The following is a 17,607-nucleotide window of genomic DNA, read 5'->3' on the forward strand; positions in this document are numbered from 1 at the left end:
GCAGCCGCTCAGCGAATTCAGCTGGGGAAGTGGCCGCGCTTGCCCTGGGGCTTCGGCAGGCGCATGGGGCGAAGCTGCAGGGCGCGCATCGCACCGTACCAGCGAAGGCCGCGCTCGAGGGTTCCGTACTTGGCTTTGAGCCGATTGTTGATCTTGGTGCCCATGATGTAGAGGTCGACGATGACAATGAGCACGAAGCCGTAGAGAACGAGCATGAGGTAGGTCTGGATGCTCTGGTTCGGCACAAGCGTGAGCAGAATGACGCCGAACATGACGGGGATGATGACCTCGCCGATGCTGAATCGCGCATCGACATACTCGCGTACGTAGCGGCGCTGGGGGCCCTTGTCGCGGGCCAGGAGGTATTTCTCCTCGCCGGCTGCCATGCCGATGCGGGCCCGTTCGCGAGCTGCCTGGGTCTGGGTCTTCGCTGAGCGTGCCGCCTCCTTGCGGTCGCTCGGAACGAGCGGACGCTTGCGTGCCGCCTCCTGCTCCTTGCGCGTGGGGGTCGCGTGACCCTTGGTGTTCGCCGCAGACTCGTCTGCGACTTCGATCACGTCGGCTGGTGTTTCTCGCTTGGCCACAGTTCAGTCCTTGAGCTCCGCGGGCTGAAAGAGACAACCTGCCCCTTAAGATTACCCGTATGAGCGAGCAACAGAGCACGTCAGACCGGAATTCTCAGGCGATGGAGCGACGCGAGGCGGGCATCCGTTCGGCTGTCGCGGCGGCGTTGCCGACGACAGTCGCCGACCTCACCGACCTCATACGCATACCTTCTGTCTCATGGGAGGCGTTCGACCCATCCCAGGTGCGCGCGAGTGCTGAAGCCGTCGCCGCCCTGTTCGACGGCACAGGCATGTTCGAGCGGGTGACGGTTTCGACTGCGGTGACGGAGTCTGGTGAGAGCGGGCAGCCGGCCGTTCTCGCAACCCGCGCGGCCCGCAACGGCAGACCGACGGTTCTGCTCTACGCCCACCACGACGTTCAGCCGCCCGGTGACGACGCCGATTGGGACTCGCCGCCATTCGAGCCGACCGTTCGCGGGGATCGACTGTACGGGCGCGGTTCCGCCGACGACAAAGCCGGTGTGCTCTCCCACGTCGCAGCGGTGCGCGCGCTGGCGGACGTCTACGGCGAGGAACTCGAACTCGGCCTGGTGGCCTTCATCGAGGGGGAGGAGGAGTTCGGTTCGCGCTCGTTCGCCAATTTTCTCGAGGCCAACCGTGAGGCACTCGCTGCCGACGTCATCATCGTCGCCGACTCCGACAACTGGAACGTCGACACCCCGGCCCTCACCGTGAGCCTTCGCGGCAACGTCACCTTCAAGCTCACGGTCTCCACGCTCGCGCACGCCTCGCACTCCGGCATGTTCGGTGGCGCGGCCCCCGATGCCATGCTCGCGATGGTGCGCCTGCTCGCCACTCTCCACGATGCAGACGGCAGTGTCGCGGTCGACGGGCTCACCTCATCGGGGCAGCCGACGCCTGACAGCTCCGAAGCCGGTTTCGCTCTCGATGCGGGCCTGCTCGATGGTGTGACCCCCATCGGGACCGGTCCGATTCTCGCCCGGCTCTGGGCCAAGCCCGCCATCACTGTGACGGGAATCGATGCTCCCAGCGTGGCCAACGCCTCGAACACCCTTCTGCCCAAGGTCTCCGTTCGGCTGAGTGCCCGCATCGCTCCCGGTCAGGATGCCCGTTCCGCACTGAGCGCGCTCGAAACACACCTCCGCACCCACGTGCCCTTCGGTGCCCACGTCGACATCAGCGATGTGGATACCGGCCAGCCCTTTCTGGTCGACACCACGGGGTGGGCCGTCGCCGAGGCGAAACAGGCGATGGCCGATGCCTGGGGAGTGCCAGCCGTCGAGACCGGTGTCGGTGGATCGATCCCGTTCATCGCCGATCTGGTCCGCGTCTTTCCCGACGCGCAGATCCTGGTGACGGGCGTCGAAGACCCTGACACCCGGGCACACAGTCCCAACGAATCCCTTCACCTGGGGGTCTTCCGGCGGGCGATCCTCACCGAGGCGCTGTTGCTGGCGCGACTTGCGGAGTCGCCGCTCAGCGAACGCGGGTGATCTGCCGGGCACCCGTCATCGTGTGAAGGGAACCACTTCGCTGCGATAGGTGAAGTCATCACACGCAGTGTGGCCAATGCGGGAATGAAAGCGGCTTCACTCAGGTTCTCGGTTTAGAATCTGACGTAGGTTTTCTGTTTGCGGTTCGTCTAGCCTTAAGGAGTTGCAATGAGCGACACAACTGTTCTCGCCCCGGCTGAGGTCATCGCCGCCCCCGCGCACAAAGTGGGTCTGACCGACCAGGCTGCTGCCAAGGTCAAGAGCCTGCTCGGCCAGGAGGGTCGCGACGACCTGCGCCTGCGTGTGGCTGTCCAGCCCGGCGGATGCTCGGGGCTGATCTACCAGCTCTACTTCGATGAGCGCCAGCTCGACGGCGACGGTGTCGTCGACTACGACGGCGTCGAGGTCATCGTCGACAAGATGAGCGTTCCGTACCTCGATGGCGCAACCATCGACTTCGAAGACACCATCCAGAAGCAGGGCTTCACGATCGACAACCCCAACGCAGGCGGCAGTTGCGCCTGTGGTGACTCGTTCCACTAAAAATTCTACCGAGGGTAGAAACCCTCTATCTTTGCTGATGAGGCCGCCAAAAGGCGGCCTCATCAGCATTTAAGGGTAGTTGCGGTTCAGGGGAGCCCGGCGTGGCACTCGCGTCGTGACACATCGATGGGGCGTTCGACGCAGTAGGCTGGGCAACGTCAAATACACTTGACACAAGATTTGCCAGCAGTACATCCGAAGGGTTACAGGTGCGCTCGAAACGACGTCTTAGATGGGTTGCCATCCCCGTCATGGTGACCATGGGTCTGGCGCTTGCCGGGTGCTCCCAGCAGCAGCTGAACGGCTTTCTCCCTGGAGACCCGGGCACCACCAACAACACGAGCGCGGTGACCGGCCTGTGGGTGACCTCGTGGATCGTGCTGCTCGCGGTGGGTATCGTCACCTGGGGTCTCACGATCTGGGCTGTCGTGGTGTTCCGTCGCCGTAAGGGCCAGACGGGTCTTCCGATCCAGCTGCGCTACAACATGCCGATCGAGATCTTCTACACGATCGTGCCGCTCATTCTGGTGCTCGGCTTCTTCGCCTTCACCGCGAAGGACCAGGCAGACATCGAGCAGCCGTACGCCAGCCCCGACCAGGTCATCTCGGTCTACGGCAAGCAGTGGGCATGGGACTTCAACTACGTCAACCAGAACGTCTTCAGTGCAGGCGTCCAGGCGAATACCGAGACGACCGATGCGAACAGCGCTCTCGTCGAAGCCAAGATCCCGACGCTCGTTCTTCCTGTCAACAAGAAGATCACCATCGAGCTGCACTCCCGCGACGTCATCCACTCCTTCTGGGTCATCGACTTTCTCTACAAGAAAGACATGATTCCAGGCAAGGTCAACTACATGTACGTCACTCCCGAGCGAATCGGCACCTTCGCCGGTAAGTGTGCCGAGTTGTGCGGTGAGTACCACTCGAACATGCTCTTCAACGTCAAGGTCGTCTCGCAGTCCGACTACGACGCCTACACGGCTTCACTCGCCGCACAGGGCAATGTCGGTCAACTCGGCGACGACTACAACCGCAACTCCAACATTCCCGGCGTCGTGTCGCCGATCGAGCCCGCAGGGGCAAGCGCACCATCACCAACAACGAGTTCGAAGTAGAAGGCGACGATGAGCACACTAACCGCCCCGAGAATGACTGTCGGAGCACAGCGAAAAGGCAACATCCTCGTCAAGTGGATCACCTCGACCGACCACAAGACGATCGGGTACATGTACCTGATCGAGTCGTTCATCTACTTCTGCCTCGGCGGCGTGATGGCTCTCGTCATCCGCGCCCAGCTCTTCGAGCCGGGTGAGCAGTTGCTGGCCACCAAAGACCAGTACAACCAGCTCTTTACCATGCACGGCACGATCATGCTGCTCATGTTCGCAACACCGCTCTTCGCCGGCTTTGCAAACGTGCTGATGCCGCTGCAGATCGGTGCACCCGACGTGGCGTTCCCGCGTCTGAACGCACTCGCCTTCTGGTTCTATTCCTTCGGCTCTGCCATCGTGGTCGCCGGGTTCCTCACCCCGCAGGGTGCTGCATCGTTCGGCTGGTTCGCCTATGCGCCATTGTCTAATACGACATTCACTCCCGGCGCCGGAGGTAATCTCTGGGTGTTCGGCCTTGTGCTGAGCGGGTTCGGTACCATTCTCGGAGCCGTGAACTTCATCACCACGATCATCACGATGCGTGCACCCGGCATGACCATGTTCCGCATGCCGATCTTCACGTGGAACACCCTGGTGACGTCGATCCTCGTGCTGATGGCATTCCCGCCCCTGGCTGCCGCGCTCTCCGGGCTCGGCGTGGACCGCGTGTTCGACGGGCACATCTTCGATGCGGCCAACGGCGGTGTGCTGCTCTGGCAGCACCTCTTCTGGTTCTTCGGGCATCCTGAGGTGTACATCATCGCCCTGCCGTTCTTCGGCATCATCTCCGAAGTGCTGCCTGTCTTCAGTCGCAAACCGATCTTCGGGTACAAGACTCTCGTCTACGCGACGATCTCGATTGCTGCGCTGTCTGTCACCGTGTGGGCGCACCACATGTATGTCACAGGTTCGGTTCTGCTGCCGTTCTTCTCGCTGATGACGATGCTCATCGCGGTGCCGACCGGTGTGAAGATCTTCAACTGGGTCGGCACCATGTGGCGCGGCTCGGTCACGTTCGAGACGCCCATGATGTGGGCAATCGGGTTCCTGATCACGTTCACGTTCGGTGGTCTGACCGGTGTGATCCTGGCATCGCCGCCACTCGACTTCCACGTCTCAGACAGCTATTTCGTGGTCGCCCACTTCCACTACGTGGTGTTCGGTACCGTCGTGTTCGCCATGTTCAGTGGCTTCTACTTCTGGTGGCCGAAGTGGACCGGGAAGATGCTGAACGAGAAGCTCGGCCAGTGGCACTTCTGGCTGTTGTTCATCGGCTTCCACACCACCTTCCTGATCCAGCACTGGCTCGGTGTGGTCGGTATGCCACGTCGCTACGCGACGTACGCGCCCGACGACGGTTTCACCTGGATGAACCAGATCTCGACCGTCGGAGCCTTCCTGCTCGCCTCGTCGATGATCCCGTTCTTCCTGAACGTCTACATCACCGCACGCAAGTCGCCCAGGGTGACAGTGAACGACCCGTGGGGCTACGGCCGCTCGCTCGAATGGGCGACGTCCTGCCCACCGCCGCGCCACAACTTCACCTCCATTCCCCGCATCCGCAGCGAGTCCCCGGCCTTCGACCTGAATCACCCCGAAGCCGGTGTTCCCGTCGGCGTCGGGCCGGCGAAAGACGCTCCTGACGCGCCCGTTCGTGACATTGCGTCAGACAAGGTGAAGTGACATGCGCGCCAATATCAACATCTTCTGGATTCTCGGCGGGTTCTTCATTCTCGCCGATGCGATCTACACGTTCTGGTCGCTCATCTCGTACGGCAAGGTCGAGTGGGTCGGTACTCTAGCGATCGCTTTGAGTGCGATCCTTGCGGCATTCCTGGCCTTCTACCTTGCTCGCGTTCACGCGGCGCAGGGCGGCGAGTTGCCTGAAGACTTGACCGACTCGAACATCGACGACGGCGACCCCGAGATGGGCTTCTACAGCCCCTGGAGCTGGTGGCCGATCATCATGGCTGCAGCGTTGGCGATCTTCCTCACTGGACTCGCTGTGGGCACGTGGATCAGCTTCATCGGAGTGGCCATCGTGTTGATTGCAATCGTTGGTTGGACCTACGAGTACTACCGCGGCTACTTCGCCCGCTAGGCCGCGTCACAACCTTCAGAGAACCCCTGCCCTCCTCTCCCTCCCTTTGGAGGTAAAGGGAAGCAAGCAGGGGTTTTCTCGTTTCTTCGCGGAGGGTGTTGGCTTCTGCGGGCGCGGGCAGACACAAGTCGGTGTTGGTTCGGCCTGCGGGCCGGCCACAAGTCGGTGTGAGCCGGCCTGTGGGCATGCACAAGCCGGTGTGAGCCGGCCTGTAGGTACGCACACGCCGGTGTTGGTCGGCCTGCGGGCAGGAACACAAGCCGATGTGGGCTGGCCTGCGGGCAGACACGAGCCGGTGTATGGGCCGCGGCCTGCGGGCAGGCAACACACAAGACTGTGAAGCTCGGCCAAGCTCGCCCATCGCTCGTATGTCATGGCTGCTGCAGGCGCAAGATGGTCCCGGTTGGAATCTCGTGTCAGCGACGGTTGAAATGTAGGCCAGGATCGACGGTCGAAAACTAGGCCACCCGAGGAACGATTGATTGGGTGATCACAGTGGAAGATTGGGCGTTGATTCGTCGCCTTCATAAGGGTGAGGGGCTGTCGCAGCGAGAGATCGCTAAACGGCTCGGGCTGGCCAGGGACACGGTCGCGAAAGCGATTAGTACTGATGGGCCACCGAAGTACGTCCGGCCGCCGAGGCCGTCGGAGGTGCGCGATCTCGAGCCGGCGATCAGGGAATTGCTGAAGGCGTATCCGCGGATGCCTGCGACGGTGATCGCGGAGCGGTTGGGTTGGCAGGGCTCGATCACCTGGTTTCGTCAGAATGTGGCCCGGCTCCGCCCGGAGTACGCACCCGCTGACCCGGCTGACCGGCTCAGCTACCGGCCGGGTGATCAGGCGCAATGTGATCTGTGGTTCCCGCCGGTGAAGATCCCGCTCGGTCACGGTCAAACAGGGTCACCGCCGGTACTTGTGATCGTGCCCTCGAATTCACGGTTCATCACCGCGATGATGCTGCCCACCCGCACGACACCCGATCTGCTCGCTGGGATGTGGGAGCTGCTGCAGGGTCAGCTCGGGGCCGTGCCGCATCGGCTGATTTGGGATAACGAGGCCGGGATCGGCCGGCGGAACTCGTTCGCCGAAGGTGTTGCCTCGTTCACCGGTACCCTCGCGACCCGGATCGTGCAGCTGAAACCGTTCGACCCGGAATCCAAGGGCATCGTTGAACGAGCGAACCAATACTTAGAAACCTCGTTCCTACCTGGCCGTACGTTCACCTCACCCGCCGATTTCAACGACCAGCTGGTCGTGTGGTTGCGGCGGGCCAATAACCGGCAGGTTCGCCGCCTCGCCGCGAAACCTTCCGAGCTGATCGGCGTGGACCGTGCTGCGATGGTGCCGCTGCCGCCGATCGCGCCGAACGTTGGCTTCAGCTCGAAGGTCAGGCTGCCGAGGGATTACTACGTCACCGTGCTCGGTAACGACTATTCCGTCGACCCTGCTGGTATCGGCCGGATGGTTGACGTGCGCGCGAACTTGCGTACCGTGACCGTCACCCTCGACGGGAAGTTGCTCGCGCAGCACGACCGGGTATGGGCCAGGGGTCAGTCGATCGCCGACCCAACCCATGTTGGCTCAGCCAAGACGTTACGGACTTTGTTTCAAACCCGAACTCCTGCGGTACCGGAACGGTATGACCGTGACCTCGCCGACTACGACCAGGCGTTCGGGGTCAGCTTCGACCCGGCCGGTGAGGTCGCCTGATGAGCAACGAGACCGTCAGCCAAATCGAGTACTACGCCCGAGCATTGAAAGCGCCACGCATTCGGGAGGCCGCGGCCCGGCTCGCCATACAAGCCCGTGACGCCTCCTGGACGCACGAGGAGTACCTCGCCGCGGTGCTCTCTCGTGAAGTATCTGCCCGCGAAGCGTCCGGCGCCGAGCTCCGGATTCGCGCTGCGGGGTTTCCGGGACGTAAATCGATCGAGGACTTCGCGTTCGATCACCAACCCGCTCTGAAGCGCGACACCATCGCGCACCTCGGCACCAACAGCTGGCTCGCCGACGCCCAGAACGTCGTCCTCCTCGGCCCGCCCGGTACCGGGAAAACGCACCTCGCGATCGGCCTGGGCATCAAAGCGTCACACGCCGGCTACCGGGTGCTGTTCGCCACTGCGACGGACTGGATCACAAGACTGCAAACCGCGCACACACTCGGGCGGCTCCCGCAAGAACTCGGCAAACTCCGCCGGTACGGACTGATCATCGTCGACGAGGTCGGCTACATCCCGTTCGACAAAGACGCCGCGAACCTGTTCTTCCAACTCGTGTCATCCCGCTACGAACACGCCTCTCTGATCCTCACCAGCAACCTGCCCTTCGCTGGCTGGGGCGACACCTTCGGCGACCACGTCGTCGCCGCGGCAATGATCGACCGGATCGTGCACCACGCCGAAGTCATCACCCTCAAAGGCGCCAGTTACCGGCTGAAAGACACCGGCATCAAAACCCTCCCATCCACCAGACCCGAGAACACGGCAGAATAACAACACACACGTGGCCGACTTTTACACCGTCGAAAATGGCCCACTCTTAGACCGTCGCTGACATCTCGTCCTCAACGGCCAGGGTCGTTCGTCGTTGGTCGTGGTCGTGCACAACGCACATGCAGTCCTTGCGTTGTGGGCATTGATGGTGGCAACTTCTGTTGTGCCGGGCCTGCGATCACCCTTCGCTACAACCGGCCGAATCCGGGTACAACGGGAGAAGCCCCTCACCGTTACGGGTGAGGGGCTTCTCCAGATTCAGACGTGCGGGTCGATCAGTGGTGCTGGCGCTCGACTTCAGACTTGGCGACGGGGGCGATGCGATCCTCGAAGAACCACTTCGACATGCCGGCACGCAGGCGCTGGGCTCCGGTGATCTTGCCCTGGGCGTTCGGGCGGATCATGAGGGGCTTGTACTCGTTGTAGCCCACCAGGCGCCAGCGCTCGTACTCGTCGACGGGCTGGTGCACCTCGATGTACTCACCGCCGGGGAGCCTGACGATACGACCCGACTCGAAGCCGTGGAGCGCGATCTCGCGGTCCTTCTTCTGAAGGGCCAGGCACACTCGCTTCGCGATGTGGTACGCGATGATCGGTCCGATGATCAGCGTGGCCTGGATGGCATGGATCACGGACTCGATCGAAAGCTGGAAGTGCGTTGCGATGAGGTCGGAACTTGCGGCAGCCCACAGCGCGGCGTAGAACGTGACACCCGCGGCACCGATCGCGGTGCGCGTCGGCGCATTGCGTGGGCGGTCGAGGATGTGATGTTCCCGCTTGTCGCCGGTGACCCAGGACTCGATGAACGGATAGATCAGGACCGTGAGGATGAACAAGCCGAGCACCGCGACCGGGATCAGGATGTTCCACGAGTAGGTGTGGCCCCAGATCACCGATTCGAGACCCGTCGGAACCAGCCGAAGTGCGCCGTCTGCGAAGCCGATGTACCAGTCAGGCTGGGTACCGGCAGAAACGGGGGAGGGGTCGTAGGGGCCGTAGTTCCAGATCGGGTTGATCGTGAAGAACGAGGCGATCAGCGCGATGACACCGAAGACCAGGAAGAAGAATCCGCCTGCCTTGGCAGCGTAGACCGGCAGCACCGGATAACCAACGACGTTCTGGTTGGTCTTGCCTGGGCCTGCGTACTGCGTGTGCTTGTGCACGACGACGAACACCAGGTGCAGTGCGATCATTGCGACGATGATCGCGGGCAGGAGGAGTATGTGCACGGTGTACAGACGGCCGACAATGTCGCCACCGGGGAACTCGCCACCGAAGATGAGGTAAGAGATCCACGTTCCGACGAACGGGAAACCCTTCACCATTCCGTCGATGATGCGCAGGCCGTTGCCCGACAGCAGGTCGTCAGGAAGGGAGTACCCCGTGAAGCCCTCGCCGAGCGCCAGGATGAACAGTACGAAACCGATCACCCAGTTGAGCTCGCGCGGCTTGCGGAATGCGCCGGTGAAGTAGATGCGCAGCATGTGAAGGCCGATGGAGGCGATGAACATGAGTGCGGCCCAGTGGTGGATCTGGCGGATGAGCAGGCCACCACGGAGGTCGAACGAGATGTTCAGCGTCGAGTTCATCGCCGCAGACATCTCGACGCCCTTGAGCGGCACGAAGCTGCCGTCATAGACCACCGGCACCATGGATGCCTGGAAGAAGAAGGTCAGGAAGGTGCCGGTGAGGATGATGACGACGAAGCTGTAGAGAGCGACTTCGCCGAGCATGAACGACCAGTGGTCGGGGAAGATCTTTCGCCCGAACTCCTTGACGACCGCGGAGATGCTCGTGCGCTCGTCGATGTAGTTCGCCGTCCAGGCCGTGAAGCCGGCCTGCTTGGTGTCGGCCAGTTCGGGGCCGGTGTTCTCTGGCACCTGGGGTGCCGGAGTTCTTTCGATGGTGCTCATGAACGCTCCCAGAAACTAGGACCAACTGGTTCGAGAAAATCACTCTGTGCGATGAGGTAACCCTCACCGTCAACGGTGATGGGCAGCTGGGGCAGGGCGCGTTTCGCCGGGCCGAAGATGACCTTGCACTCGTTGTTCACGTCGAACGTGGACTGGTGGCACGGGCAGAGCAGATGGTGCGTCTGCTGCTCGAAGAGTGCCACCGGGCATCCGACATGTGTGCAGATTTTGGAGTACGCGACGATGCCGTCGTAGTTCCACGTCTCGCGGCCGGGGCTGACGTTGAGGTCGGCCGGGTTGACGCGCATGAGCAGGACTGCGGCCTTCGCCTTCTGCTCAAGTCTGTCGGGCATCTCGTTGAGGCCCTCTGGGATGATGTGGAACGCGGAGCCCAGGGTGACGTCTGACGCCTTGATCGGAAGACCGGAAGGGTCGAGGGTGAGCCGTGCGCCGGCCTTCCACATCGTTGTCTCGAGCAGTGAAGCGGGGTTGTCGAACTGGGGGCCGAGACCGCGGAACAGGATGACCGCCGGGAGCGGGAACGCCACGAGAGCGCCGATGAGGCTGTTGCGGATCAGCGTGCGCCGACCGAAGCCGGACTCCTTGTTCGCGTCGTCGAAGATCTCGACGGCACGGGTACGGGTCTCCGGCGTTCCGCGAACGGGGTGACGAACGTCGATGCCCTCGTGATCGGCCATCAGCGTCTTGGCCCAGTGGACCGCGCCGAGGCCGATACCCATGAGTGCGAGCGTGATGCCGAGCCCGAGGAAGACCGTGTTCAGGCGGAGTGCGCCTGGGTCGCCGTCTTCGATCGGAAACGCCATGTAGGCGGCGAGGGCGAAGATGCTGCCCGCGACCGAGAGGTAGAAGAGCGTGTAGACCGCTCGCTGGGCTGTTCGCGCCTTCTTCGGGTCGAGGTCTGTGACTCTCGGCCGGTGCGGCGGCATGCCTGGGTCGAGAAAGGTGTCGGTCGTGATGACGGCGAGGCCACCGTTCGACTCCGCAGTGCCAGCACGTTCAACTGCCGTGCCCGCCGCTGCTCCAGACGAGGGAGCGGCGAGCTCTGAGCCGCTGCTGTCGTCGTGTGCCATGGTGTTCCCTTTCGAGCCTGTCAAGAAATGTGGGACTGCTGGTGCTGCTGAGCTGGGTTGGTGCTGGGCTAGTTGGACTTGGCGGTCAGCCAGACCGTCAGAGCGACGACTGCGCCGATTCCGAAGATCCAGATGAAGAGCCCTTCGGCCACCGGGCCGAGATTGCCGAGTTCGAAGCCACCCGGAGACGGGTTGCTCTGCAGGTACTTGAGGTACGTGATGATGTCGCGCTTGTCTTCAGGAGTGATGTTGTGATCGTTGAAGACGGGCATGTTCTGCGGGCCGGTGAGCATGGCTTCGTAGATGTACTTCGAGTCGACGCCGGTGAGCTGGGGGGCGAACTTGCCCTCCGTGAGCGCACCGCCGGCACCTGCGACGTTGTGGCACATGGCGCAGTTGATGCGGAACAGCTCGCCACCGTTGGTCGCGTTGCCGTTCGCCGTCAGTTGCTCGTCGGTGGGGATGGCGGGGCCCGGTGACAGGGATGCCACATAGTCCGCGAGTGCCTGCGTCTGCTCCGAAGTGAACTGCGGAGGCTTCTGCATGGCCTGGGGGCCCGACATCGCCAAGGGCATACGGCCGGTACCGACCTGGAAGTCGACGGACGCTGCACCGACGCCGAGCAGGCTCGGCCCTGCTGAGGACCCCTCGAGGTTCATACCGTGGCACGTGGCGCAGTTGGCGGCGAACAGCTTCTTGCCCTCGTCGACGGAGGACTGCGAGGTGGCTGCCGTGGCGGACTGGGCCGTGGCCGTGCTGGTGAACAGCGCGTAACCGCCGCCGGTGAAGGCAAGCCCGATTGCGATCAGAACGACGGTAGCGAGGGGGTGTCGTCTGTTCGCTTTCTTGGAATTGCGGGCCATTCTCTCAACTCTCTTTTGGTGCGGGTGTTTCGAAAGGAGCATGCGTGCGCGAAGGATCGTGCGGGTGAGCTACTTGAGCACGTAGATCACGAGGAAGAGGCCGATCCAGACCACGTCGACGAAGTGCCAGTAGTAGGAGACAACGATGGCGCTGGTGGCTTCGCGGTGACCGAAGTTCTTGACCGCGAATGCCCGGCCGATCATGAGAAGGAACGTGAAGAGCCCCGCCGTGACGTGCAGTGCGTGGAACCCCGTTGTGAGGTAGAACGCCGAGCCATAGGCCGAGGAGCTGATGGTGATGCCGTCCTGGACGAGGTTTGCGTACTCCCAGGCCTGGCCGGAGACGAACAGTGCCCCGAGAATGAAGGTGAGGTAGAACCACTCGACCATTCCCCATTGCGTGGGCTTCCAGCCTGTTGCGCGCGACTGCAGTCGTTCGGCTGCGAACACTCCGAACTGGCACGTGAATGAGGAGGACACCAGGATCAGCGTGTTCACGGTTGCGAACGGTACGTTCAGGTGCGTGGTCTCGACGCTCCACAACTCGGGAGACGTCGACCGCAGGGTGAAGTAGATCGCGAAGAGGCCGGCGAAGAACATCACCTCGCTGCCGAGCCAGACGATCGTGCCAACGGCCACGACATTGGGCCGCTGCACCAGCGGCGCGGAGGATGTTTGGGTCAGCGAGTTGCTCGTCACGGTTCCATTATGTCCGATTTCTCACCCCGTGTTTGGCATTTCCACACTCTGTAGAAGTCGAGCACGGCGTGTCCGGGTTGAGGGACCGTTTATGATCGCAGATATGGCACCTGAACAGAGTTGGCCCAGCATCATTTCGTCGCTGCTGGAGCAGCACGACCTGTCTGTGTCCGACGCCACGTGGGCGATGAACGAGGTCATGCAGGGTTCGGCCACATCGGCTCAACTGGCGGGATTCCTCGTCGCTCTGCGGGCAAAGGGTGAGACGGTCGACGAGATCGTCGGCTTTCGCGATGCGATCCTCGACCATGCTGTGCCTCTCGCCGTGGACCCGTTCGCGCTGGACATTGTCGGCACCGGCGGGGACCGTTTCGGCACGGTGAATGTCTCGACAATGGCCTCGATCGTCTGTGCCGCTTCCGGCGTGCCGGTCGTGAAACATGGCAACAAGGCGGCGAGTTCGCTCTCCGGGTCGTCCGATGTGCTCTCCGCGCTCGGCCTCAACCTGGCACTCGAGAGCCACGACGTGGCGCGGGTGCTCATCGATGCAGGCATCACCTTCGCGTTCGCGGCGAAGTTTCACCCGGGGTTCCGCCACGCCGCCACTGTTCGCGGCGAGCTCGGCATTCCGACCGTGTTCAACTACCTCGGGCCGCTGGTGAATCCCGCGCGGCCAGAGGCGTCTGTCGTGGGTGTTGCGCAGATCGATCGCGTTCCTCTCTTTGTGGGCGTGTTCCGCACCCGAGGCGCGACGGCGCTCGTCATCCGCGGTGATGACGGGCTCGATGAACTCACCACCACCGGCCACAGTCACGTCTGGGAGATTTCTCGCGGCGCTGTGACCGAGCACGATGTCGACCCCCGCGAATTCGGGCTCAAGCGCTCGTCGATCGACGACCTCCGTGGCGGCAGCCCGATGGAGAACGCAGCAACGGTGCGTCGAGTCATGGCCGGTGAGACGGGCCCAGTGCGCGACATCGTCCTGTTGAATGCAGCAGCCGGGCTCGTCGCGTTCGACCTTGCGCGTGACCCGGCGCAGGTGCAACGCGGCATCGTCGAACGCCTCGCTGCACGGATGATCACCGCAGCTTCTGCGATCGACTCCGGTGCCGCCACCGAGAAGCTCGACACCTGGATTTCTGCAACACAGTCCTGAGGTGTCACCGGCCGCGGTGGGCCGACGGAACCAGCGCTTCGTGCACAGATGTTCGAACACCGCAGACCCCTGTTCCCCAGCATTGCATTGGGCGTAGGTTTAGTTCGAACGAGGCCCCCGAACGTGGTGGTGGCCTCGAGAGATCGCTCCAGAGAGAGGACTTTCAATGAAGAAAATCATCAATGACCCGAAAGACGTCGTCACCGAGTCTGTCGCCGGTTTCGGCGCGGCCCATCCTGACCTCGTCACCGTTTCACTCGACCCCGTCTACATCCTGCGCGTCGGTGTGCCGGTCAAGGGAAAGGTCGCGCTGGTCAGCGGCGGCGGCGGCGGCCACGAGCCCCTCCACGGCGGCTTCGTGGGCTTCGGCATGCTCGACGCGGCCGTCCCCGGACCGATCTTCACCTCACCGACGCCCGACCCGATTCTCGCTGCGACGATTGCCGTCGACGGGGGAGCAGGAGTCCTCCACATCGTCAAGAACTACACCGGCGATGTTCTCAACTTCGAAACCGCCGCTGACCTCGCCGCTGCCGAGGGTATCGACGTGCGCACGGTCATCGTCGATGACGACGTCGCCGTCAAGGACTCGACATGGACGGCTGGTCGCCGTGGCGTTGCGGGCACGGTGCTGGTCGAGAAGATCGCCGGGGCCGCCGCCGAACGAGGTGACGATCTGGATGCTGTGGCCGCCGTCGCCACGAAGGTCAACGCCCAGACGCGCACGCTGGGAATCGCCCTCACGGCCCCGACGGTTCCCCACGCGGGCGAGCCCAGCTTCACGCTCGACGAAGACGAGATCGAGATCGGGATCGGAATCCACGGCGAACCGGGGCGCGAACGAATCAAGCTCGAACCGGCCGATGCCATCGTCGACCGCATGCTCGAACCCATCCTCGAAGACCTTCCCTTCGCATCCGGCGACTCGGTGCTGCTGTTCGTCAACGGAATGGGTGGAACACCCCTCGTGGAGCTCTACATCATGTTCCGACGTGCCGCCGAGGCGCTGGCCGCCCAGGGCATCACGGTCACGAGAACACTCGTCGGCAATTTCGTGACCTCCCTCGAAATGCAAGGCGCGTCGATTACGGTATTGAAACTGGACGACGAACTGACCGGACTGTGGGATGCACCAGTGCAGACTGCTGCTCTCCGGTGGGGAAGGTAGACGAAGCATGAGTTTGGGCATCACCTGGGTGAAGGACTGGATCACAGAGAGCGCGCGCGTCGTCTCGGAACACAGGGTCGAACTGATCACCCTCGACCGCGAGATCGGCGACGGCGACCACGGCGAGAACCTCGACAGGGGGTTCTCCGCAGTGATGGTGAAGCTCGTCGACCTGCCTCCGGATGCCGTGCCGGGTGATGCCCTCAAACTCGTTGCGACGACGCTCATCTCCACCGTCGGAGGCGCTTCTGGCCCGTTGCTCGGTACGGCCTACCTCAAGGCGGCCGTGGCCGTCGGCAAGGAGCCGGAGCTCGATGGCGCCGCACTGGTGGCGATGCTCACTGCTGCCCGCGACGGAGCCGTGCTCCGCGGCAAGGCCGAGGTGGGCGACAAGACGATGATCGACGCGTGGACTCCTGCGGTCGACGCTGCGGCCACGGCACTGGCGGAGGGCAGGAACGAGGTCGAGATCCTCCAGGCAGCGGCCGACGCCGCGGCCGCCGGTGCCGAATCGACTGAGCCTCTTGTTGCCCACAAGGGCCGTGCAAGCTATCTCGGTGAACGGGCCATCGGGCACCGGGACCCGGGTGCACAGTCGTCAGCGCTGCTCATCCGTGCTGCTGCGGAGACCGCTGCGGCAGACTCCGCGCCCGTCTCCGGCGCGGAGGACTGAGGTGTCGGCAGTCGCAGGCAAGGTCGGTCTGGTGTTCGTCTCGCACAGTGGCAAGATCGCTGAGGGCCTGATCGACCTGGCCTCGCAGATGGCACCGAACACGGCGCTGGCTCCGGCAGGCGGCACCGACGAGGGCGGCATCGGGACCAGTTTCGACAAGGTCCTGTCGGCGATCGCGCAGGTCGACTCCGGTGCAGGTGTCGTCGTGCTGTGCGATCTGGGCTCAGCGATCCTCACCGCCGAGACCGCGCTCGACTTTCTCGACGACGAAGTGCGTGGCCAGGTCAGGATCGTGGATGCACCGCTCGTCGAAGGGGCGGTGGCGGCATCGGTCACGGCCGAGACCGGCGGCTCGCTCGACGACGTCGTGGCGGCTGCCGAGACTGCGCGGGGGGCACAGGGCCGGGCAGAACCGGTCACTGCGGCGGCCGACGATCCCGTTGGCGCCGCCCAGCAGGGTGCCCTCCCGGCGACGGACTCCCTGACGAGAACGGTCGAGGTCGTCAACAAGGACGGCCTGCACGCGAGACCCGCCGCCGAGTTCGTCAAGCTGGCCAATACCTTCCCGGCGAAGGTCACCATCAACGGGAAGGACTCCAAGAGCCTGCTGGGGATCATGTCGCTGGGCCTCGTGCGGGGCACCACTGCCACCCTCGAGACAGGCGACCCAAGTGGCAAGGGTGCCCTCGACGCGCTGGCTGCTCTCATCGAGAGCGGTTTCGGAGAAGCCTGAATCCTGCGCCGGGTGACAGTCGATCACCCGGCGCGGAGCCAGCGTGCCGCGCTTGGGGCGAGCGCCTGTTCAGGTCGCCCGCCGCGCTCACCGTGCCGCGCTTGGGGCGAGCGCCTGTCTAGGCGCCCGCCGCGCTCAGCGTGCCGCGCTGTAAGCGAGCGCCTGTTCAGGGCGCCCGCCGCGCTCACCGTGCCGCGCTGTAAGCGAGCGCCTGTTCAGGGCGCCCGCCGCGCTCACCGTGCCGCGCTGTAAGCGAGCGCCTGTTCAGGGCGCCCGCCGCGCTCAGCGTGCCGCGCTTTAAGCGAGCGCCTGTTCAAGGCGCCCGCCGCGCTCACCGTGCCGCGCTTTAAGCGAGCGCCTGTCTAGGGCGCCCGCCGCGCTCACTTACTTTCTCGTCGTGGTCCGGTTCTCCGCTGAGACCATCCACGCGTACTGTTCGAGCTTCTCGATGACGGCGTGGAGGATGTCGGCGCTTGTCGGGTCCGCATCGTCGACGGTGTCGTGCACGTCACGCATGGTGCCGACGACCGCTTCGATACGCGCTGTCACGAGGTCGACGGTCTCCGCCGTGTCGATTTCGCCGTTGGGGTACTCAGGCAACGTCGTGGTTGCGGCGACGGTGTCGCTCCGGCCATCCGGAACAGCGTGCAGGGCACGCATGCGCTCGGCAACGGTGTCACTGAATTCCCGGGCCGAGTCGATGATCTCGTCGAGCTGAAGGTGGAGGTCCCTGAAGTTCTTGCCTACGACGTTCCAATGCGCCTGCTTGCCCTGCACGTGCAACTCGACGAGGTCGACGAGTACCTGCTGGAGAGAATCGGTCAATTCCTTGGGAGCTTTGAAGCCGCGTTCTGCGTTCTGACGACGGGTGCTCTTCGCACCGCCGTCAACGGGAACCTGCACATCTCGCTTGATTGTGGCTGTAGACATCGGTTGTTGTCCTT

17 protein-coding genes are annotated in these 17,607 nt (G+C 63.5%); 11 read left to right on the forward strand and 6 right to left on the reverse strand.

Annotation, left to right across the window (positions count from 1 at the left end; translation table 11 throughout):
* Positions 1–17 precede the first annotated feature (17 nt).
* The gene (locus KPL76_RS10595; protein ID WP_216333187.1) at positions 18–584 is read right to left on the reverse strand and encodes a DUF3043 domain-containing protein; all 567 of its coding nucleotides are present in this window, start codon (positions 582–584) and stop codon (positions 18–20) included.
* A gap of 101 nt (positions 585–685) precedes the next feature.
* On the opposite strand from KPL76_RS10595, the gene KPL76_RS10600 reads away from it, so the two are divergent.
* From KPL76_RS10600 to istB, 7 genes are all read left to right on the forward strand, one after another.
* A complete protein-coding gene (locus KPL76_RS10600; protein WP_253202242.1) occupies positions 686–2,080 on the forward strand; it encodes a dipeptidase in 1,395 nt (464 codons plus the stop codon).
* 168 nt (positions 2,081–2,248) lie between these two features.
* Positions 2,249–2,623, forward strand: coding sequence for an iron-sulfur cluster assembly accessory protein (locus KPL76_RS10605; RefSeq protein ID WP_205109059.1), 375 nt, complete (start codon positions 2,249–2,251; stop codon positions 2,621–2,623).
* A 251-nt stretch (positions 2,624–2,874) separates the two neighbouring features.
* Positions 2,875–3,738: a cytochrome c oxidase subunit II gene (coxB, locus tag KPL76_RS10610; RefSeq protein ID WP_253202009.1), complete on the forward strand. Its 864-nt coding sequence runs from the start codon at positions 2,875–2,877 to the stop codon at positions 3,736–3,738.
* A 9-nt stretch (positions 3,739–3,747) separates the two neighbouring features.
* Positions 3,748–5,457, forward strand: coding sequence for a cytochrome c oxidase subunit I (gene ctaD / locus KPL76_RS10615; protein WP_216333193.1), 1,710 nt, complete (start codon positions 3,748–3,750; stop codon positions 5,455–5,457).
* 1 nt (position 5,458) lies between these two features.
* On the forward strand, positions 5,459–5,875 hold the full coding sequence (locus KPL76_RS10620; RefSeq protein ID WP_205109053.1) for a cytochrome c oxidase subunit 4: 417 nt from the start codon (positions 5,459–5,461) through the stop codon (positions 5,873–5,875).
* A gap of 486 nt (positions 5,876–6,361) precedes the next feature.
* A complete protein-coding gene (gene istA, locus KPL76_RS10625; protein WP_216333196.1) occupies positions 6,362–7,585 on the forward strand; it encodes an IS21 family transposase in 1,224 nt (407 codons plus the stop codon).
* Positions 7,585–8,367: an IS21-like element helper ATPase IstB gene (gene istB, locus KPL76_RS10630; RefSeq protein WP_216333198.1), complete on the forward strand. Its 783-nt coding sequence runs from the start codon at positions 7,585–7,587 to the stop codon at positions 8,365–8,367. The genes istA and istB overlap by 1 nt, the downstream gene beginning before the upstream one ends.
* Before the next feature lie 275 nt (positions 8,368–8,642).
* Here the strand turns inward: istB and KPL76_RS10635 are convergent, their stop codons facing one another.
* The 4 genes from KPL76_RS10635 to KPL76_RS10650 all read right to left on the reverse strand — a co-directional run bounded on the left by KPL76_RS10635 (position 8,643) and on the right by KPL76_RS10650 (position 12,933).
* Positions 8,643–10,280, reverse strand: coding sequence for a ubiquinol-cytochrome c reductase cytochrome b subunit (locus KPL76_RS10635; protein ID WP_205109050.1), 1,638 nt, complete (start codon positions 10,278–10,280; stop codon positions 8,643–8,645).
* Positions 10,277–11,371 (reverse strand): ubiquinol-cytochrome c reductase iron-sulfur subunit, encoded by a 1,095-nt coding sequence (locus tag KPL76_RS10640; protein WP_216333200.1) that lies wholly within the window; start codon positions 11,369–11,371, stop codon positions 10,277–10,279. The genes KPL76_RS10635 and KPL76_RS10640 overlap by 4 nt, the downstream gene beginning before the upstream one ends.
* Positions 11,372–11,439: 68 nt before the next feature.
* On the reverse strand, positions 11,440–12,234 hold the full coding sequence (locus KPL76_RS10645; protein ID WP_216333202.1) for a c-type cytochrome: 795 nt from the start codon (positions 12,232–12,234) through the stop codon (positions 11,440–11,442).
* Positions 12,235–12,303: 69 nt separating this feature from the next.
* Positions 12,304–12,933, reverse strand: a complete 630-nt coding sequence (locus KPL76_RS10650; RefSeq protein WP_256438712.1) for a heme-copper oxidase subunit III — start codon at positions 12,931–12,933, stop codon at positions 12,304–12,306.
* Positions 12,934–13,036: 103 nt separating this feature from the next.
* Here KPL76_RS10650 and trpD point away from each other — a divergent pair, with 103 nt between their 5' ends.
* The 4 genes from trpD (at position 13,037) to dhaM (ending at position 16,663) form a co-directional block, all read left to right on the forward strand.
* The gene (trpD, locus tag KPL76_RS10655; protein ID WP_216333204.1) at positions 13,037–14,089 is read left to right on the forward strand and encodes an anthranilate phosphoribosyltransferase; all 1,053 of its coding nucleotides are present in this window, start codon (positions 13,037–13,039) and stop codon (positions 14,087–14,089) included.
* A 166-nt stretch (positions 14,090–14,255) separates the two neighbouring features.
* Positions 14,256–15,257: a dihydroxyacetone kinase subunit DhaK gene (gene dhaK / locus KPL76_RS10660; protein WP_216333206.1), complete on the forward strand. Its 1,002-nt coding sequence runs from the start codon at positions 14,256–14,258 to the stop codon at positions 15,255–15,257.
* Between the two features lie 7 nt (positions 15,258–15,264).
* Positions 15,265–15,930, forward strand: a complete 666-nt coding sequence (dhaL, locus tag KPL76_RS10665; RefSeq protein WP_216333207.1) for a dihydroxyacetone kinase subunit DhaL — start codon at positions 15,265–15,267, stop codon at positions 15,928–15,930.
* Between the two features lies 1 nt (position 15,931).
* Positions 15,932–16,663: a dihydroxyacetone kinase phosphoryl donor subunit DhaM gene (dhaM, locus tag KPL76_RS14895; protein ID WP_305803664.1), complete on the forward strand. Its 732-nt coding sequence runs from the start codon at positions 15,932–15,934 to the stop codon at positions 16,661–16,663.
* A 384-nt stretch (positions 16,664–17,047) separates the two neighbouring features.
* Here dhaM and KPL76_RS10675 read toward each other — a convergent pair whose 3' ends face one another.
* Positions 17,048–17,593: a Dps family protein gene (locus tag KPL76_RS10675; protein WP_216333208.1), complete on the reverse strand. Its 546-nt coding sequence runs from the start codon at positions 17,591–17,593 to the stop codon at positions 17,048–17,050.
* Positions 17,594–17,607: the final 14 nt, after the last annotated feature.

This window comes from Subtercola sp. PAMC28395 (assembly GCF_018889995.1).
Taxonomy (GTDB): domain Bacteria; phylum Actinomycetota; class Actinomycetes; order Actinomycetales; family Microbacteriaceae; genus Subtercola.